18 protein-coding genes and 1 pseudogene are annotated in these 20,050 nt (G+C 32.5%); 18 read left to right on the top strand and 1 reads right to left on the bottom strand.

The genetic code is table 11. The features are described 5' to 3' along the window. Nucleotides 1-102: 102 nt before the first annotated feature. From N3C_RS06520 to N3C_RS06460, 13 genes and pseudogenes are all read left to right on the top strand, one after another. Nucleotides 103-336 carry a hypothetical protein gene (locus tag N3C_RS06520; protein WP_074365247.1) on the top strand — a complete coding sequence of 78 codons (234 nt, stop codon included), beginning with the start codon at nt 103-105 and terminating at the stop codon, nt 334-336. Between the two features lie 257 nt (nt 337-593). Next, nucleotides 594-1,058 (top strand): annotated as a pseudogene (locus N3C_RS06515) (CinA family protein); the annotation flags it as partial. After that, nucleotides 1,055-2,251: a metallophosphoesterase gene (locus tag N3C_RS06510; protein WP_074365245.1), complete on the top strand. Its 1,197-nt coding sequence runs from the start codon at nt 1,055-1,057 to the stop codon at nt 2,249-2,251. The pseudogene N3C_RS06515 and the gene N3C_RS06510, both read left to right, overlap by 4 nt. Next, entirely contained in the window at nt 2,235-3,191 is a 957-nt protein-coding gene (locus tag N3C_RS06505; RefSeq protein ID WP_074365244.1) for a CPBP family intramembrane glutamic endopeptidase, read from the top strand. Before N3C_RS06510 ends, N3C_RS06505 begins: the two co-directional genes overlap by 17 nt. A gap of 293 nt (nt 3,192-3,484) precedes the next feature. Next, a complete protein-coding gene (locus tag N3C_RS06500) occupies nt 3,485-3,898 on the top strand; it encodes a GNAT family N-acetyltransferase (protein WP_074365243.1) in 414 nt (137 codons plus the stop codon). 131 nt (nt 3,899-4,029) lie between these two features. After that, on the top strand, nt 4,030-5,055 hold the full coding sequence (locus tag N3C_RS06495) for a TolB-like translocation protein (protein WP_074365242.1): 1,026 nt from the start codon (nt 4,030-4,032) through the stop codon (nt 5,053-5,055). A gap of 49 nt (nt 5,056-5,104) precedes the next feature. Then, the gene (locus N3C_RS06490; protein WP_074365241.1) at nt 5,105-5,731 is read left to right on the top strand and encodes a hypothetical protein; all 627 of its coding nucleotides are present in this window, start codon (nt 5,105-5,107) and stop codon (nt 5,729-5,731) included. A gap of 109 nt (nt 5,732-5,840) precedes the next feature. After that, on the top strand, nt 5,841-7,745 hold the full coding sequence (locus tag N3C_RS06485) for an ABC-F family ATP-binding cassette domain-containing protein (protein WP_074365240.1): 1,905 nt from the start codon (nt 5,841-5,843) through the stop codon (nt 7,743-7,745). A gap of 32 nt (nt 7,746-7,777) precedes the next feature. After that, nucleotides 7,778-8,194, top strand: coding sequence for a HutP family protein (locus N3C_RS06480; protein ID WP_074365239.1), 417 nt, complete (start codon nt 7,778-7,780; stop codon nt 8,192-8,194). Nucleotides 8,195-8,464: 270 nt separating this feature from the next. Further along, a complete protein-coding gene (locus N3C_RS06475; RefSeq protein WP_074365238.1) occupies nt 8,465-9,472 on the top strand; it encodes an ABC transporter substrate-binding protein in 1,008 nt (335 codons plus the stop codon). Beyond that, a complete protein-coding gene (locus tag N3C_RS06470) occupies nt 9,473-10,399 on the top strand; it encodes an ABC transporter permease (protein WP_074365237.1) in 927 nt (308 codons plus the stop codon). Further along, complete coding sequence (locus N3C_RS06465) at nt 10,374-11,168, top strand: ABC transporter ATP-binding protein (protein ID WP_074365236.1); 795 nt, start codon at nt 10,374-10,376, stop codon at nt 11,166-11,168. Before N3C_RS06470 ends, N3C_RS06465 begins: the two co-directional genes overlap by 26 nt. A gap of 364 nt (nt 11,169-11,532) precedes the next feature. Then, the gene (locus tag N3C_RS06460) at nt 11,533-12,723 is read left to right on the top strand and encodes an ATP-binding protein (RefSeq protein WP_074365235.1); all 1,191 of its coding nucleotides are present in this window, start codon (nt 11,533-11,535) and stop codon (nt 12,721-12,723) included. A gap of 132 nt (nt 12,724-12,855) precedes the next feature. On the opposite strand, the gene N3C_RS06455 is transcribed toward N3C_RS06460, so the two are convergent. After that, nucleotides 12,856-13,860, bottom strand: coding sequence for a polysaccharide deacetylase family protein (locus N3C_RS06455; RefSeq protein ID WP_083604450.1), 1,005 nt, complete (start codon nt 13,858-13,860; stop codon nt 12,856-12,858). 311 nt (nt 13,861-14,171) lie between these two features. Between N3C_RS06455 and N3C_RS14995 the strand changes: the two genes are divergently transcribed. From N3C_RS14995 to N3C_RS06435, 5 genes are all read left to right on the top strand, one after another. Then, nucleotides 14,172-14,342, top strand: a complete 171-nt coding sequence (locus N3C_RS14995; RefSeq protein WP_178377780.1) for a hypothetical protein — start codon at nt 14,172-14,174, stop codon at nt 14,340-14,342. Nucleotides 14,343-14,899: 557 nt separating this feature from the next. Further along, nucleotides 14,900-16,129, top strand: a complete 1,230-nt coding sequence (locus N3C_RS06450) for an MFS transporter (protein WP_074365234.1) — start codon at nt 14,900-14,902, stop codon at nt 16,127-16,129. Nucleotides 16,130-16,211: 82 nt separating this feature from the next. Then, nucleotides 16,212-17,909 (top strand): plasmid pRiA4b ORF-3 family protein, encoded by a 1,698-nt coding sequence (locus tag N3C_RS06445; protein ID WP_074365233.1) that lies wholly within the window; start codon nt 16,212-16,214, stop codon nt 17,907-17,909. A gap of 24 nt (nt 17,910-17,933) precedes the next feature. Further along, entirely contained in the window at nt 17,934-18,428 is a 495-nt protein-coding gene (gene msrA / locus N3C_RS06440; protein ID WP_074365232.1) for a peptide-methionine (S)-S-oxide reductase MsrA, read from the top strand. A 77-nt stretch (nt 18,429-18,505) separates the two neighbouring features. Continuing rightward, the gene (locus N3C_RS06435) at nt 18,506-20,035 is read left to right on the top strand and encodes an FAD-dependent oxidoreductase (RefSeq protein WP_242944053.1); all 1,530 of its coding nucleotides are present in this window, start codon (nt 18,506-18,508) and stop codon (nt 20,033-20,035) included. Nucleotides 20,036-20,050 lie beyond the last annotated feature (15 nt).

Here is a 20,050-nt window from a genome sequence, read left to right as displayed (position 1 = left end):
TTCTATTTTTTTACATAGCCTTTGTAAAAGTATACATAAAGAGAATATTAATTGGATATAAATAAGAATGTATCTTAGTTTACAATGGAAGGGTGCTTTTTCATGTCTCAATACAAGTTAGACATTAGAGGTGAAATAAATTTAAGCGATTATAGTAATATCAGTGATTATATTGAATTAATAGATTTCAATGATAGTTTTACTGTAGTTTTTGATAAAGTTAATGATGAAGATATAAATATAATATGTAGTTTGCTTCAAGAAAAAAATTGTTCTATCTATTCAAAAACTAAAGATAATGGCAAGGTTTATTTGTCTGTTATAAGAGAAGCATAATTTATTATGCTTAAAAAGCTTTAGAAATATTCAAAGTTTATAAAGATTTTATTAAAAGATAGCAGCCGGAAATAAATAGTTGTATCTGGCTGCTTAATAAATTATTGGTTTTGTATAGTTAATTATGTTATAATTAACAAAGTGATTATTGTGTCTATAACAAAAGTAAATAAAACTTAATATAAGTTTACTAAGCATCAGAGCATAAAATATATAAAAGCTTCTGGTGCTTTTGATTAGGAGGATTTATTATGGATAGCATAGAAAAGGTTGTAGGTGAACTTTTAGTTAATAAAAAAATGACCATATCTACAGCAGAGTCTTGTACCGGTGGACTAATTTCTGCTACCTTGGTTAATTATCCTGGTATATCTGCAGTGTTAACTCATGGAATAGTTACCTACTCTAATGAAGCAAAGATGCAATTGCTAGGTGTATCTGAGAAAACTTTGGAGAAGTACGGTGCAGTAAGTGAAGAAACTGCTAGAGAGATGGTAGAAGGTCTTATCAAACTAACTGGAACTAGGGTAGGAATTTCAGTAACAGGTATTGCAGGACCAGGGGGAGGTTCAAAGGAGAAACCGGTGGGATTAGTTTATGCAGGCCTATATATAGATGGTAAGGTAGAGGTGAAAAAATTTAATTTTTCCGGAGACAGACAGGAGGTTAGAAATAAAACCGTTGTAGCAGTTTTACAGTGGTTAAGAGGGGAATTGCAATGATAGCAAGTGGTATTTTATATAAGCTATTATACTATCTGTTTCTTATAGCCTTTATAAGTGTTTATGGATTGGTTAACTATTATATAGGCAAAAAAATTTGGAAGGGAACCTTTTCACGTGTACCTTTTATAAAGAGCAAGGTTTATTGGGGAATTTATTGGATTATAGCCTTCTCTTATATTATTGCGAAGCTTTTAAGAAAGCATCCTAATAAAGTAGTTTTCTTTTTAGAGTTTATAGGTAGCATATGGCTTGGTATGCTCTTTTATATATTTATAGTTTTAATATTTATAGATTTAGTAAAACTTATCTTAAAAAAGTTTGCTAAGAATAGTTTAGAAAGTATAATAAATAATAGCAAGCTGCAACTTTCTCTTTCATTAACAGTTGCTGTATTGATTATAGGACTTTTAATATCAGGAATTTGGTCTGCTAATAAGGTTAAAGTTACTCCTTATAATGTGACCATTGATAAAAGTCTAAAGAATAATGGAATGAAAATTGTAATGGTTAGTGATATACATATTGGTAATGTGATAGACGGTGAAAGAGTAAAGAAAATGGTAGATAAAATTAATGAACTTAATCCTGACCTAGTGCTACTAGTAGGAGATATTATTGACAGGGAACTAGAACCTTTTGTAGAGTATAATATAAAGGACATTTTCAAAGATCTTAAGAGCCTTTATGGAGTATATGCTGTTTTGGGAAACCATGAGGGATTTAGTGATAATACTGATAAAATTGTAGAGGCCTATGAGGCAGCTGGCTTGAGGGTTTTACAGGATGAAGCGGTGTTGGTGGATGATAGCTTTTATATAGTGGGTAGAGTTGATGCTTCTATAACTAGAGGTAAAGGGATAAATAGAAAATCTGTAGAGGATATTTTAAGTGAAGTTGATAAGAATAAGCCTATAGTCATGATGGATCATCAACCCCTTGAATTTGATAAAGCTCAAGAGGCTGGTGTGGATGTTATGGTATCGGGACATACTCATAGGGGACAATTAGCACCTATAAACCTAATAACCTCAAGAATCTTTGAACTAGATTATGGATATATGAAAAAAGTTTCATTAAATGCTATAGTTTCCTGTGGTTACGGCACTTGGGGTCCGCCTATAAGAGTTGGTAGCCAGTCGGAGATAGTTGAAATTAATTTGCAGGGGGAACAAAATGAAGGGGATTTTTAAATCAAATTTATTTATGACAATGATACTTATATTTTCTTTTTTGATTCCAGCTTTTGCAACACGAGAGATAGTTGCTTTGATAGGATACAATAATTATATAATTTTTGCAGAATATATACTTTTCTTGCTGCCAATTATAATTTATATGATTGTCACCAAGGAATCACCGAAAAAGGTATTTAGTATTAATAAAATTTCTTTTGTAGACATTATTTTTTCAATTTTAATAGCCTTTTTAGCTCATCCTGTGGCAGCCTTTTTTTCTCAACTGACAGGATTATTCTTTGATAATCCAGTAGAGCAGGCCTTTGAAATATTACAGTCTATGCCTTTCTCTACAATGTTATTTATGATGGCTATCACTCCTGCTATATGTGAGGAGGCAGTAACTAGAGGTATATTTCTATATGGATATAAAAAAGCTAATATATGGGTAGCTTGTATAGCTAACGGAGTGGCCTTTAGTATGTTACATATGGATTTTCAGCAATCTTTATATACTTTTGTATTAGGAGTAATTTTTGCTTTTATGGTAAGAGCAACTAATTCCATCTGGTCTTCTGTATTGTGCCATTTTACTTTTAATTCAATAAGCGTATGTGCTCAGCAAATACTTAAATTACTACCTAAGCAGCAAGTTGAGTCAGCAGTAGAGTCTGCGGCTAATTCAGGAAATCAAATTATATCTTTAATTTTTACCTTTATTTTTGCAATACCTTTTTTAGTAGCAATTATATTTATTTTGCGTTTTATGTATAAAAGAAATAGAAAGACAAATAATATATCAGCTCAAGGGACAAGTGATTTTGCTATAGATAATGAAGTGAAAGTGGTTATAAATAATGAATCAAAAGCCCAAGAAGGTAAAGGAATAGCTTATTTATCCTTTTTAATACTTATAATTGTTTATATATTTATTATGCTATTAATGAAAAGGTAAATATTATAGTTATTATGGAATAATCTATGTAGTGTTTCTTAACTTAAATTTCAAATATTTGATTTTGGCGGTGTTTTATTATATAATAGTATATATTTTGTTATTAATGGAGTTGAGGATGAAGTATATTTCAGATCTCAATTTGCATGGCGGGTCTTTATATCACATGGCAGAAATATAAGATAAAATTATTTCTGCCTTTTTTAAAAGTATTTATGTATAAAAAATACAAAAATGTTAATATATAGAGAAAATTAAAAGGTGCATATATAAAGTAATTAGGGGGAGTAACTGTGATTATAAGACAAATGGATATCAATGATTATGAGGAAATCCTAAAACTATGGACTGAAGTACCTAATGTTGAAAGTAATCAATTGCAATCTAAGGATAAATTAGAAAGGTTTTTAAGAAAGAATTCCTCCTATAATCTAGTGTGTCAGGTAAACAATAAAATTATTGGAACTCTATTATGTGGAAGTGATGGACAAAGAGCTCATATATATCATTTGGCTATAAGAGAGGATTATAGATCAAAAGAGACTGAAAGTTATATGATTAATGAGCTCATACGAAAACTTAAAAAAGATGGTGTTGAGGAATGTAGCTTATTTGTAAGGGATTATAATTATGAAGAACAGGATTTTTGGATTACTGAAGGTTGGAAGGAAAGTAGAGAATTATTGATATTTTCAAGAAAGCTTTAAGTTGGTAATTAGAAAATTATATTTTCAAAAGTAGGAGGTATATTTTAGTTACGGGTTACCATAATAAAGTAATAAAATATAAATTTTTACCAATACTAATGCTGTAAACTTTATAGGTGGAGGTGTTAGTATTGAAGATTAGATATAATTCAAAAAAGATTATAACTGTCATATTTTTTTTACTATTAGCGATTTTATTTATATTATGTTACTACAATAATAAGTATAAGAATTTTGCAGAGAAAGATTCTGTGATGAATGCTTCCAGTATGGAAGTTAGTAAGGTGAAAAGGATTGATGGAATATATCCTTTAGGTTGGTTAGATGAAGAAAACATAATTATTAAAAAGGAAAAGAAGAGTAAGGGAATATATAAATACAACTTAAAAAATGGTACGGAAAGTCTTCTGATATCATCGGATAAGGATATAGAATATTCAGTAGTTTCTCCAAATGGGAAGTATATTTTTTATGAAGAGGGTAGTGAATTAACAGGAACAGGTTATATTTATAATCTAACTAATAATGAAAGAATACAGGTTACAGAGCAGGATGAGATACCTATAGGAATAGGACGTTGGGGTGATGAAAATTCAGTGATTTTCTTCTCTTACACTAAGGGCGGAGTATTTCTTGCATCACTTAAGGGAGAAAGAAAGGAAATTGTGCCTAAATCTAAGGTCTTTATGAGGGATCCTGTAATGGTGGATAATAAAGTATATTATGTTAGTGATGAATATAAATTGTATAAGTATGATATGGCTAGAAAGGAAACAAAATTATTACTTCAAGATATTGCAGAGTTCATTCCTGACAGGAAAGGATTATGTTTTGCAAGTGTAGCTTTAGGAAGAAAAAGTTTAGATATTAGGGATGAGAATGGAGGAGGAAAGTTAAATATATACGATGGAGGAGGAGTAGGTGGATTTAGTTGGTCTCCCTGCGGAAATAAACTAGCTTATTTAGTATCAAATAGTTCTGGTAAAGGAGATCTTTTATTTTTAGCTAATATTTATTCTGGTAAGTTTGAGAAGATAGCAGAAAATATACCACGAAGCTTTCCATATATTTTTTGGAGTCCTTCCGGGAAAAAAATATTAGTGCCAGCTTATGAGAAAATTGATGATAAATATATTGCGATAATAATTGAAATTTAGAAAATAAAGGAATATAATGTACCTATATGGTGAAAAGGGGCGTGGTATTTTGAAGAAGAGAAACCTTGCTATTGGAGTAGCAGCTGGTGTTGCAGCTGCTAGCGTAGTTGGCGCATCATTGATAATTTACAAGAAGCTATCCAAAAAGAAAAAGACAATAGATAAGTTGGATTCTGGAACTATAACTAAGGTAATAAGCATGAATTATCCCACCTATGAATCCTTAGAAGAAGTAGTTAAAGAGAGTAAAATAGCAATAAAGGGCGAGATTGTTGATAAGTTTGTGAAAGAAATTCAGGTAGGGGCATATGGAAATGGTGAAGCCATATCTCATTTGTATACTGTTTCTAAGGTTAAGGTGTTAAAGTCCTTAAAAGGATCTTTAAATGAAGAGGAAATGGTATACGTTAAACAATTAGGAGATGGCAGTAGGGTCATAGCTAATAATTTTGACAGTGAAGATTACTTTAAGATTGGTGAGCAATACTATATGTTCCTAGATTCTAATGAGAAAGATAGTGAAGTAATGCCTTATTCCTGCTTAAATCCACAACAGGGCGCCTTAAAGATAGAGGATAACAAAATAATAGGTATAGATATACATACTTTGAAAAGAAAGTTCTATAATGAAGTATCCGCTGAAGAATTTGAGGAAGAAGTAAAGAAATATGTATAGTCTTTTTATAGCACGGTGTAATACTGCACCGTGCTTTTTAACTTTCTTATTTGCTCTTTTTATAGCTATATGATATAAAATAATTAAAAAACAAGTGAGAGGAAGTAAGATGAATCTATTAAGCGCAGAAGGAATTACAAAAAGTTATAGTGAGAAAAAACTATTCAACAATATAAACCTTGGAATAAATGATGGAGATAAAATCGGTCTTATAGGTATAAATGGTACAGGAAAAAGTACCTTGCTAAAAGTGATAGCCGGTGTAGAAGAGCCAGATGAGGGTAGAATTATTCGTTCTAATGCTCTTAAAATAGAATATCTTTCTCAAAATCCAGACTTTGAAGAGGGCAGTACTGTTATTCAGCAAGTATTCAAAGGTTCTTCACCGATTATGAAGTTATTGAGAGAGTATGAAGAGGCTTTAAATAGCAAGACTTCTAGTGAAGAGCTTATGAAGCTTACCCAGCAAATTGATCTTTTAAATGGATGGACTTTAGAAAGTGAGGCTAAATCTATATTGAGCAAGCTGGGCATTGTTGATTTTAATGCAAAGGTTGGAACTCTATCTGGAGGGCAGAAAAAGAGGGTAGCTTTAGCAGCAGCTTTGATTCAGCCTTCTAATCTATTAATCTTAGATGAGCCTACAAACCATCTAGACAACGATACCATAGATTGGCTAGAACAGTATCTTAATAAGAGAAAAGGTGCTTTATTAATGATAACCCATGACAGATATTTTTTAGATAGGGTAGCTAACGTAATTATAGAGTTGGATCGGGGAAATTTATATACTTATAAGGGTAACTATACTGACTTTTTAGAGAAAAAAGCTGAAAGAATGGAAATTGAAGAGGCCAATGAAGCTAAAAGGCAGAACCTTTTAAGGAAGGAATTGGCTTGGATTAAGCGAGGTGCTAAGGCCAGGACTACTAAGCAAAAGGCTAGGATAGATCGCTTTGAAAAGCTGTCCTCCCAGGAAGTGGTGAAGGTAGAGGATAAGATTGATATTTCTGTAGGAAGCAGCAGGTTAGGTAAAAAGGTAATAGAATTAAATAATATTAGCAAGACTTACGGCAATAGAAAGTTGATTGAGGATTTTAATTATATTTTATTAAGAGACGACCGAATAGGTATAGTAGGACCTAATGGTATGGGAAAATCTACATTAATAAACATAATTGCTGGAAAATTAGAGGCGGACAGTGGTTATGTAGAGATTGGTGAGACTGTAAAGATAGGACTATATTCCCAAGAGAATAATTTTATAAAAGAAGATATAAGGGTAATTGAATATATAAGAGAGGTTGCTGAATATATAACTACAGCAGAAGGAGAGAAGATAAGTGCATCTCAAATGTTAGAAAGATTTTTATTTCCACCAGAAGTTCAATGGACACCTATAGAAAAATTGTCCGGAGGAGAAAAGAGAAGATTATATTTATTGAGAGTGCTTATGGAAGCGCCTAATGTGCTTTTGCTAGATGAGCCTACTAACGATTTGGACATTCAAACTCTAGCAATATTAGAAGACTATATAGATAATTTTCAGGGAGCAGTTATAGCCGTATCCCATGATAGGTATTTCCTTGATAGAATAGCTGAGAAGATCTTTGCCTTTAAAGATGGTGGAGAGATAGTTCAGTATGCTGGTAATTATTCGGATTATAAGTTAAAGTCTGAAGAAAAAAAGGTTATTCAGATAGATGGTGAAAAACACAAGGAAAATGTGGATAAAAATAAGACTGCTGTGGATAAAAAAGAGGAAAAGAAAAAGCCTTTGAAGTTCTCCTACAAGGAACAATTAGAATATGAGGCAATAGATGGTATAATAGCAGAGTTAGAAGAAAAACTAAAGGAAATAGAGGATAGAATTAATAGTATTACAACAGATTATACTTTGTTGCAAGAGCTATTAAAAGAAAAAGAGGAAGTTGAAAATAAGCTTGAGGAAAAAATGGAGCGCTGGATCTATCTTAACGATTTAGCAGAAAAGATTAAAAAACAAAAGAACTAATTTTTTAAACAATGGAAGGGAAGGCGAATATAATGGCTATAGATAGTGTAGATGTAGCAAAAGCTGCTGTAAGGCTTGCTATTGCTAGCAGAGAAGAAGAAAAGCAATTGGAACAAGATTTTAAAGCTAAAGGGATTTTAACGGTAGCTGTAGATGTAGGAGGGAATATTAATAATTCTATTCCTAAAATAATAGAAAGAGCTCTAGTGGCTTCCAAGCGCTGTGGCCTTATTAAGGAGGGTCATGTTTACGATGGTGCGGTGGCTGGTGCTGCCAGAGAAGCTATAGCACAAGTATCTGCTAAGGCCAATGGTCTCAATGTAGGAGGTAAAATAGGAATAGCACGATATGGAGAACATTTAAGCCTGTGCATATTTATGAGTATTGGATTATTACACCTTAATGAAGTAGTTATAGGCTTAGGTCATAGGTCTATACCTAAGGATTAAAATTTTGTTGACAATGACCAAAAAACATTATAGAATTTAAACAAACCAGAGGGACTGGTTAATTGTAGTAGTTATGTAGCATGGTGAAGTTTGTAGAAATAATTAAGTGTAAGATTGTAGGAATGTAGGATGGTAGGAGAAAAAGATTTATAGCGGATTAGTGTATACTTTTATAGTAAAACTCTCCTATTGGAGAGTTTTTTGCATTCTTACACATATCACTCTACAACACCATGTTTTAAGAACTAAATAATAAGGGGGAATGGTAGAATGGTAGCAAAAAAATTAACAGGTCTTATGGCCTTACTAATGGGGGTTTCGCTATTAGCTGGTTGCGGCAGTAGTGAATCAGAAACAGCAGTACTAAAGGATAAAAAGGAGATAAAAATAGGAATAAGTCAGCTAGTGGAACATCCTGCACTAGATTCTGCAAGAGAGGGTTTTTTAGCTGCATTGAAGGACAAGGGTTATGAAGATGGTAAGAATATAAAGGTGGATTACCAGAACGCTCAAAATCAGCAAGCAACAGCTAATACTATAGCTGCAAATTTTGTTTCTAACAAAATGGATATGATTCTTGCAATTTCAACTCCTTCAGCTCAGGCTGCTGTTAATAAGACCAGTAAAATTCCTATTCTTATAACAGCGGTAACAGATCCAGTAGGAGCTGGACTAGCAAAGTCTTTAGATAGCTCTGGAAATAACGTAACTGGTACTTCTGATGATGTGCCTGTAGATAAGCAATTTGATTTATTAAAACAGTTGGTTCCAAAGGCAAAAAATGTAGGAATTATATATAACACCGCTGAAAAGAATTCTCAAGTGCAAGTAGAAGCAGCGAAAAAAGCAGCACCAAGTGCTGGAATTGAATTGGTGGAAATAGGAGTAACTGGCACTAATGACATCGCTCAAGCGGTGGCTAATGTTTTGGATAAGGTAGATGCCATATATGTACCTACAGATAATACAGTAGCTTCTGCTATGCCTTTACTAGTGGATAAATGTTATAGCAAAAATATTCCTATAATAGCTGCAGAGGCAGGAATGGTGGAGAATGGTGCTCTTGCAACTTCAGGCATTGATTACTACAAGCTAGGTTATCAGACAGGTCTTAAAGCAGTAGATATCATAAATGGTAAAGAACCAAAGGACATTCCTATAACTTTACTTGAAGATTTGCAATTAGTGATAAATACAGACGCTGTAGAGAAATTAAATATAACTGTATCAAGTGACATTTTAGATAAAGCCGATAAGGTAACTGGAGGGGTAAAATAAATGGAAATTCTACAAACTGTAATGGAGCAAGGCCTTATATATGGTATATTAGCAGTAGGTGTATATATAAGTTATAGAATTCTCAATTTAGCAGATCTTTCAGTAGACGGAACTTTTCCCTTAGGCGCTGCCGTTACAGCTGCGTGGATAGTAAATGAAGGGGGAAACCCCTTCATAGCTTGTTTACTGGCTCTAATTGCAGGAGGAATAGCTGGCCTTGTAACAGGTTTTCTCCACGTGGGATTAAAGATAAACAGTCTATTGTCCGGTATCTTAGTAATGATGGGTTTATATTCTATTAATATAAGGATTATGGGTATGCCTAATATATCATTAAATTTAGCTGGTAAGCTAATACTTCCTAAAAGTGATGAACCATGGATGAGAATATTAATTGTCTTTTGCTTTGTTGCCTTAGTGAAATTAAGTATTGATATGTTTTTGAAGACTAAAGGTGGCTTTATCCTAAGGGCTGTAGGGGATAATGAACAGTTGGTAACTTCATTAGCGGTTAATAAAAATCGAATTAAAGTTATAGGACTTATTCTTTCTAATGCTTTAGTAGCTTTAGCAGGTTCTATTTTTGCACAAAGCCAGAGTTATTCAGATGCAGGCATGGGCACTGGAATGGTAGTAACAGGACTTGCAGCGGTAATAATTGGGGAAACTATTTTGAAAATATTAACTATGATATGGAGACAATTGTCTTTTATTAAAGCAAGTACAGCGGTAATTTTAGGGGCTTTACTATATCAAGGAGCAATAGCTTTAGCTATGAGATTAGGTATGCCTCAATCAGACCTAAAATTAGTAACAGCGGCAATAGTAGCTGTGGCCTTATCTTTAAATGGAGTATCCTTTAAAAAGTGTAAAATAAAATCCTTAGTAGGTGGTGGTAATAGTGCTTCAGATAAAAAATCTGCATAAAACTTTCAATGCTGGCAGTATAAATGAAAAGGTAGTGTTCAATGGCTTAAATTTAGAAGTTGAAAAAGGGCAATTTATAACAATAATAGGTAGTAACGGAGCCGGAAAATCTACTTTATTAAATGTTATTTCTGGACTTATTCAATATGATTATGGCACTATAAAATTAGATGGTTTGGATATTAGCACTATGCCTGAATATAAGCGTTCAAAAAATATTGGACGTGTGTTTCAAGACCCATCTGCAGGAGTAGCTCCCAATATGACTATATTGGAAAATATGTCTATGGCATATAATAAGGGAAAACCTTTTAATCTTACTTGGGGAATTTCTAAGAAAAATATTTCCTATTTTAGAGAGCTTTTAGCAGAAGTAAATTTAGGTTTAGAAAATAAACTTTATAACAAAGTTGGAATATTGTCAGGAGGTCAAAGACAGGCTCTTTCTTTGATAATGGCAGTTATGAGCAAGCCTAAGCTGTTACTTTTAGATGAGCATACAGCAGCTCTGGATCCAAAAACTTCAGAAATTATAAATGAAATTACAGAAAAAATAGTGTCTGAATTTGATATTACTACACTTATGGTAACTCATAATATGAATCATGCTATAAAGATGGGAAATAGACTGTTTATGATGGATCAAGGAAAGATTATATTAGATGTTCAAGGAGAACAGAAAAATAATTTAACCGTTAATAAGCTACTTTCTCATTTTGAAAGTTTAAATTCAAATAGTAGCTTAAGTGATAGGGTATTATTTGCATAATTAATGTCTGTCGCGGAACTGAAAAGTTGGCGGCAGCTTTTTTATGTAAAGAATTATTTTAAGAGAAAGCTAATTATACAGGTTAAGGTTTTGCAGTAAATTTAATCCATTAACAATTTATTAAAGAATAGTTAACACATAATACTTAATATTGCCATAAAACTGTCATAAAAAAAAGATACTATTTAATTGTGATAAGGAAATCCCCCTTCTTCTTAACAAAGAAAAAGTCCAAGGGCCTATGGTCTTGGACTTTTTTACATTAATTGAAAGGTCGAAATACAGAGCCTTTTAATTTTGAATAGACTGAGTTAAAATATAAATAATTGGTAATATTATTTGGGGAAAGGCGTGAAGTTAAAGTATGATTAATTTTCAAGATATCAATATTAAGCTTCATTCTTTAGTTATATTTAGAAATCTTCTTAAGGATAAGGTTATAAAACGCTTGATGGAACTAATAAGTTGTAATGATGAAGATACAATGGAACAGGTAAGTCGTTACTCCGCCTTTGCGTCGGCTCTTTTAGAAGAAAGTGATAATCTTACTGATTATATACTAAATAGAGTGCTTGAAGATGAAAATGTCTATATTTTAAAATGTGCTGAAGGCTTAAAGGTAAGTGAAGAAATTGAAGAAAGTTTACGCTATGAGCTGAAGGTCTTGGAGGAAGTATCTCAATTAACAGCTATGCAGCTGCGCATATCTATAAATTATGCTGGATTTTTAGCTAGTTGGAATACTTCTTCAGTAGATTTTACTAGTATATATAAAGATAGAATAAAGCATATTTCTACATATGGTTATGGAATTTTTGCTAAATATCATATATTTATGATTAAAGATCTAGATATAATTCCTGTAAAATATCCAGATAATATAAGAATTTCTCAGTTACAAGGGTATGAAAGTGAAAGAAAAATAGTAGTAGATAACACTTTAGCATTATTAAAAGGTAAGCCTGCCGCTAATGTACTTCTCAGAGGGGATGCGGGAACCGGTAAGTCCTCTACAGTGAAAGCTATAGCTAATGAATTTAAGGATATGGGACTTCGTCTTATAGAAGTTACTAAAAGGCAGCTTAGAGATATGCCGGCTATAATGGATAGACTCAGTAGAAATCCTTTGAAGTTTATATTGTTTATAGATGATTTATCCTTTGCTAAGGATGATGATGATTTTGCAGCATTGAAGGCTATATTGGAAGGATCAGTTTCAACAAAGGCTAACAATGTAGTTATATATGCCACTAGCAATAGAAGACATTTAGTGAAAGAATCCTTTTCTGATAGAAAAGGTGATGATATTCATATAAACGATACGATTCAGGAACTACTGTCCTTATCAGATCGATTTGGACTTTCTGTAACCTTCACAAAACCAGATAAAAAACAGTATTTAGAAATTGTTTATGGACTAGCAGACCAGTATGAAGTTAAGCTCTCTGCAGAGGAACTGGAATTGGAAGCAGAAAGATTTGCTCTAAGGCATAATGGAAGATCTCCTAGGGTAGCAAGACAGTTTGTAGAATATTTGAAGTCAAAGGAAGCATAAAATAATTAAAGTCCCTTACCAGTTTTATCCGGTAAGGGACTTTTTGAGTTTTAATAAATTTTAAATCTATATAGTAACAAAATTTAGGCTTTATAAAATCTAAATCAGCTTATATATCAAAATAGTAATTTATTATTCTAAGGTAGAAAATTCATAGCCTTCACTTTTAAGTATATTTATTATCTCTGGAAGGGCCTTTGCTGTTTCTTCTTTACCGTAAGTGTCGTGCATTAAAACTACTAAATCATTATTAGAAGGAACATATTGCCTGGTTTGGTTAAATCGTGCTATCAATTGATCTTTGTTTCTTTTTATGCCTTCTGAATCACCAATTAAGCTGTTCCAGTCTATATATACATAGCCTTGCTCTTCTAGATGCTTGTCCAGCAAATCTGTACCTTTCCAGGAACCATGGCCACCAGGTAATCTAATTATTTTAGATTCCACTTCTTTGCCTAAGGCCCTTGAAATAGCTTCGTTATTTTTTTTAATATCTGCCATAAAGTTCTCAGTGTTAACAGTTCTATTAGGGTATAAATAGTTATAATCATGGGAATAAGTATGATTACCAATAGTATGTCCCTCATCATCTATCCGTTTTAATAGTTCTTTAGATTTTTCAGACTTATCAATAGAACTTCCTAACACAAAAAACGTTGCTTTAATGTTATTTTCTTTTAATATATCTAAAATTAAAGGAGTCACAGTAGTAGAAGGACCATCATCAAAGGTAAGGTAAGCCACCTTTTTATCTATATCAGAATCTACTTTGGTTTTTAATAGATTCATTACTTCTTTGGCTTTAGAAATATCTTGAACAGAAGAAGAATTTTCATCAACTGTTTTTTCAGGAGCTTTTTCCGATGGTAATTTAGCTTCTTTGTTGTTGTTTAAATCTTCGGGTTTTTCCTCACCAACAATAGGGGATTCCGGCACTTCTTTATTATCATTTTTCTTTTCTACTAGGACTATCTTTGAATTGTTGGAATTCTCTTTTTCAGCTTTTGTAGCAGAAGTATTAACAGAGTTGTTAGAATAGCTTTTGAAATAAGCCACAGTAAAGGCCGCTAAAGAGCCGAAAGTAAAAAATATAATACCTGCTATAAGTAGTCTTGCATTTACTCTTTTCTTTTTCAATTTAAATTCCCCTCTTTTAATTTAATTTCGTCATGGTTCTACAACAATTATATACGATATTCCTTGTTAATTGTTCAAAAAAATAAAAAAATATGTTTAATTTTGTGATAATTTATAGAGATAAAAGTAACTTACTATAAGTTAAGGATAATAAAAGGAAAAATTTACATATAACAATGTAACAATTTGCACTCTCCTGTATATTATGTAGTATGAGTATTTGTTGCCGAAGGACTAAAGGTATTCGGCAAGGAAAACCATTAGCTAATTAAAATAAGAAACTAGGTTTAAAGAAATAAGGAGGGTTAAATATGTCAAAATGCTGCTGTAACTACGGTATGGGATATGGACTAGGCTTTGGTGGAGGTTTTGGTAGAAGCTCTAATTGCATATGTGATTTTCCAACTTTGATTATATTGATTCTTATAGTGCTTCAATTCTCAAAGAGTAATAAAGATTGTTCAGAAGACTATGATGACTAGGATTTAGAATAACTAATTAGAAAGTAATAAACCAAATTAGAGGATTAATAAGGAGGTTTAACTATGAGTAGACATGCAGATAAACAAGTAAGTAATGAAATATTATTTATAATCGCATTATTCTTCCTATCTTGCGCTGGTTGCGGAAGAGGGATTTATTAGATAGAGCAAGTTTTTTATGTAAGAGCCTTTATCCCTTTGAGATAAAGGCTTTTCTAATGGAAATAATATTTAATTAAACCTGTATCTTATTTTAAAATATATGATTGAAAAAAGTGTATTACTTATATAGTGATTCTGGCTACTTTAACCTTCTGCCTTGGCAGTATTTTGATAATTTTCTATAGAAATATCCATCGGAATAAAATATAATGTATACACTATATATAATTATTTGCAATTTAAAAATATATTGGAACATTAAGTTGGAATTGTAATAAACATTTTACTTTATGGTGTAATGAGACATCAGTATTTTAATGAAATATTTTCTATGTGTCCTTTAAAAAATAATGCACAAAATAAATATAGTAAAAGTATAAGGAGATATGGTAGCTATGAAAATCTTTAGAGAATATCTTCATTTACCGAAGGAAGTTTATGTTTTAGCAGCAGCAAAGACTATTAATGGGTTAGGTAACTTTATAATGCCCCTTTTAACATTAATTTTGACAGAAAAGATTGGTTTAAGTAGTACTCAAGCAGGCTTTTATATGTTAATGCTGAATGTATGTTTTGTACCGGGACTGCTATTTGGAGGTAGACTAGCAGATAGTATTGGGAGAAAAAAGGTTATAATAATATTTCATAGCCTAGCGGCTTTAGTGTTTATGACCTGTGGTTTTATAAGACCTTCTATGCTAGTAGTATATTTGCTAATGTTGGGTTCAGCCCTATTAGCGGCTTCATTACCAGCATATGATGCTTTATTGGCAGATTTGACAAATGAAGATAATAGAAAGAGATCCTTTACCTTAACCTTTATGGGACATAATTTAGGCTTTTCTATTGCTCCTGTACTAGGTGGCTTTCTATTTAGAAATTACCTTTACTTGGTTTTTGTCATTGATGCAATTAGCACTGTTATATCCGTAATACTAGTAGCAATATTTATTCCCAACATTCAACTTAACAAAGTCCAAAGAAAAGATGAAGTTAATGATCAAAATAATATTGACAGTAAAGCAAATGTATTTCAGTTTTTATTAAGCAATAAATATATTTTAATTTTCTCCGGTATACTATTTTTTTATAATTTTGCCTTTTCCCAATTGGCCTTTACTTTGCCAATTCATGTGGTAGAATTATTCCCTGAAAATGGAGCAAAGTATTATGGTACTATGGAAGGATTAAATGGAGTGCTAATTTTAATATTAACACCCATTATGACTAGAATAACCATAAAAAGCAAACCTACTAAGTCAATAGCTCAGGGAGGTTTACTTTATACCTTATCCTTTGCAATATTAATATTCGTTGCACCCCTTTCCATGTTTTATTTATCTATAATTGTAATGACCTTTGGAGAAACTATGATTACCGTAAATAATAATGCCTTTATATCTGGTATGACCCCTCCACAATACAGAGGTCGAGTAAGTGGAATTTTTCAAATTATCTATGGTGCCGGTTTTGCTACAGGACCGTTTATAATAGGTATTTTATTAGATTATATTTCAACAAGGGCGGTATGGACTGTCATAACCATAATTATGGCGTCAGCTTCACTATGTATGCTTGTTCTTAATAGAAGCATGAGAAAGAAAAAAGTAGAAGGTCATTATTAAGGATAAAATATGCTTGTCTAATATTGCATAACCGTGTTGGTTGCGGTAAAATTTTTTTAGTTTAAGGGAAAGGATGCATTAAATGGATAATTATATTGAACAGTATTGTCAGCAAACAGAGACCATTAATAAAGTATTTGAATTTTATAAGAGGGAATTTTTTAATAACTATGAGTTTTTAAATTCAGAGGAAAGAAAGTCTGTTTTGAAAGCTATGCCCTATTGTTATAGAATCTGGTATTATTCAGCCCTTATTTCTCATACTTCTCTAAGTCCAGCGAATTTAATAAATATGCAGATTAAGGAAAAGTATGATGAAGAATTAGTGGTTCTTCCTATAGCAAGACCTATATATACAAGAAAAAAACTTACAGATTTTCATCAGGAGTTTGTAATTTTTTCAGTGGAGGATCATCCTGTATTAAAAGATTTAGAGAATTTTATGAACAACTGCAGGCCAGATATTGGAGTAGATGAAAAGGGTTTGCTGTTAGATGAGGAAAGAGAGAAAATCATAGATTCTTTAACCTTTAAAGAAATTTTTTATGTAACCTTTTTAACTAACACCTCCTATGAACTTGGATTGTTGAAAAAGATGCCCTCTATAGGAGTACATAGAGCTATGGCAGTAACCAGGAATATGGAGGTGTTTTTTAATTTATCTAAGAGAGAACAGCTAAAAAGAATAATAGAGGCAGTTGTATCTATTGCTTCAAAGCAAATGTGTGAGCTATTTCCATTAGATAGGAGCTCCTTTAGTATAAGCTCTTTAAGAAAAATGATAAGGGATGGTATAGATTTAAATGAGTACCTTAGCAATATTATGGGAAAGTATAATATTGTTGTGGACTTCCAGGAATTGGAGAAGCTTGATTTTGAAAGTATTGGTGATATAGATATAGAAGCTCTACCTAAAGAGTCCATCATGGCCCTTGCCATTAGAATGGAATTGGCCTTTGCGTTTGATGCCTATATAACCACTCCTTTAGGTTATTATTTGCAAGTGTTACAACCAATATACATACACAACTATTCTGCAGCTACCCATTTTTATGAACTATATCAGGCAGAACATAGTAATGTGCCTTTAATTAAATTATATTTTATAATGCCTAATGGATTTGATTTGACGGTGCTTGGTGAAAATATTATTCTTGATGGTAACAAGGCAAAGCATCAGTTTCAGGATTTAGACACGAAAATAGACTATATGCAGACCCTTGAGGATATATACCAATACCAAGTTATAAATCCTTTACATGAGTGGCTTGACATAGCAGAGGAACCTCCCATAGATATAGCAGCAACTTATTTTAATGGTAAACCTGTTAGAAAGGTAAAATCTAAAGCAGAGCTAAATATACCAGCCTCTGAAGGTGATGAAGTTATAACCAACAGAAATCGTGCTTATGTTTTTAAAATAAAAAATACTGCTCATAAGCGAAAGTACATAACCGTCCAATTAAAGGGATCACAAACAATATCACAAATACGTGATATTGTGGAAGAGGGATACAATTTAGATTTTGAATACTTATATTCCTTTTTTATGAATAATAAACCTTTTGATAGGGATTATGAAATTCCAAGCCCAGCGGAAATTGATAGTGAAATGACAGCAGCAAATATAAAGCTTTATGAACTAAGATTAATTGTAGGGCAAAAGTTCCTTTTGATATACGACTTCGATAAGAAAATTAGTTTTGAAATTGAGTTTTTAGGAGTAGAACCTTTGGAAAAGGGAGCGGAATATCCTAGAATAATAGCAAACAGAAAATAATTAATAAAAGCAGGAGTGGATAAGATGAAGAAGATAGTATTGGCAGGAGGATGTTTTTGGGGTGTTGAAGCTTATATAAATACCTTGGAGGGAATTATCAATACAAAGGTTGGTTATGCTAACGGTCATGTGGCTAATCCAACCTATGAAATGGTATGTCAAAACAATACCGGTTACGCAGAAAGCTGTTACGTTGAATATGATGAAAAGGTGCTAACTTTAGAAAAGTTATTGGAAGCCTTTTGGGCAGTAATAGATCCTACCATTTTAAATCGACAGGGACATGATATAGGTAGTCAATATAGAACTGGAATTTATTATATAGATAAAGGGGATTTAGATACAATAATAGAATCTAGGAATATGGAACAGCAAAAATATGATAAGAAGATTGTTACTGAAATAAAGCCACTAGAAAACTTTTATGAAGCAGAGGAATATCATCAAAAGTACTTGGAGAAGAATCCTAATGGTTACTGCCATATACCAAGGGAGCTCTTGCAGAAAAAGGATAAGTAGTGAAGTTTCCTTCTGCATGCATATAATTACCAGATTATTGCCACAATAAAAGATATAAATTGTAAGGAGGTTTTATTGTGGCAACTATACCTAATTTTTCGAGTAGTTATTGGATAGATTCTATAAAAGCTCAGGAGTATCCTGTACTAGAAAATGATATTGCGGTGGATGTGCTAGTAATAGGGGCAGGAATTACCGGTATAACCACAGCCTATTTGCTGCAAAAGGAAGGGCTTAAGGTGGCGGTGGTAGATTCAGATAAGATCCTATCAGGAACTACCGGTTATACCACAGCAAAGATTACTATTCAACATGGTCTTATATATGACAAGCTAAAGCTCCACTTTGGAGAGGAAAAGGCTAGGATATATGGTGAAGCTAATAAGGCAGGCTTGCAATTAATAAAGGATCTGATAAATGAGCATAAAATAGATTGTGATTTTGTGGCACAAAATAGCTATGTGTATACTCAATCAGAAAGCTATGTAAAAGCCATAGAGGATGAAGTGAAAACTGCTCAAGAGCTTGGGCTTAATGCACAGTATCTGGATACTGTACCCTTGCCCTTTAAGGTGCAAGCCGCAATATGCTTTCAGGATCAGGCTATGTTTCATCCTAGAAAGTATTTAATAGCCTTATGCAATTTGCTGAACAGTAAGGAACAATGTATATATGAATCTACAAGAGCCTTAAATATTGAACATAGTCCTGTAGAAAATAAAAGCTTAGTTACAACTTTAGAAGACGGAATAAAAGTTCATAGCAATTATGCAGTAATTGCTAGTCATTTTCCCTTTTATGACGGGTATGGCATGTACTTTGCAAGAATGTTTTCTTCTAGGTCCTATGTTTTAGCAGTAAAAACAAAGAAGAACTTTGAAGAAGGAATGTATATAAGCGCAGAAGATCCTAAACGTTCTTTAAGATACACTCCTATTAATGGAGAAAAGATAGTTCTTGTTTCTGGAGAGCATCATATTACAGGCCAGGATAGTAATACAATGGTTCACTATGAGGCTCTTAGAGATTTTGTGGAGCAGAATTATGGAATAAATGAAATTTTGTACAGATGGTCTACACAAGATTTGACAACCTTGGATGATGTTCCATACATTGGCTATTTGGCTCAAGGAAAACCTAATGTTTTTGTTGCAACAGGCTTTAAAAAGTGGGGGATGACCACTGGGTCTATGGCTGCGATACTAATAAGGGATATGATAGTAAAGAAGGAAAGTCCTTGGATAGAATTATTTACACCTTCTAGATTTGTAGCAGATCCATCTTTACGAAACTTAGTAAAGGAAGGAGCTATGATAGCTAAAGAGTTTATTAAGGGCAAGCTTAAAGCTGTACCAGAAACTTCGGAGGACCTAGCGCCGGATACAGCAAAGATTATAAATTCTGAAGGAAACAAGATAGGAGCCTATAAGGATCAACAAGGATGCGTACACTTTGTTGATACCACCTGTAGACATATGGGGTGTGAAGTACAGTGGAATAATGCTGAAAGAACTTGGGATTGTCCTTGCCATGGTTCACGCTATGATATACAGGGTAATGTAATAGAAGGACCTGCTTTGAAACCTCTTAAAAAAATTAATAAATAGTTGCAGTTAGATTTT

The sequence above is a fragment of the Clostridium sp. N3C genome, from assembly GCF_900095445.1.
Classification (GTDB): Bacteria; Bacillota; Clostridia; order Clostridiales; family Clostridiaceae; genus Clostridium_AU.
Note: the sequence above shows the minus strand (reverse complement) of the source record. Positions and strands in the feature narration are given on the sequence as shown.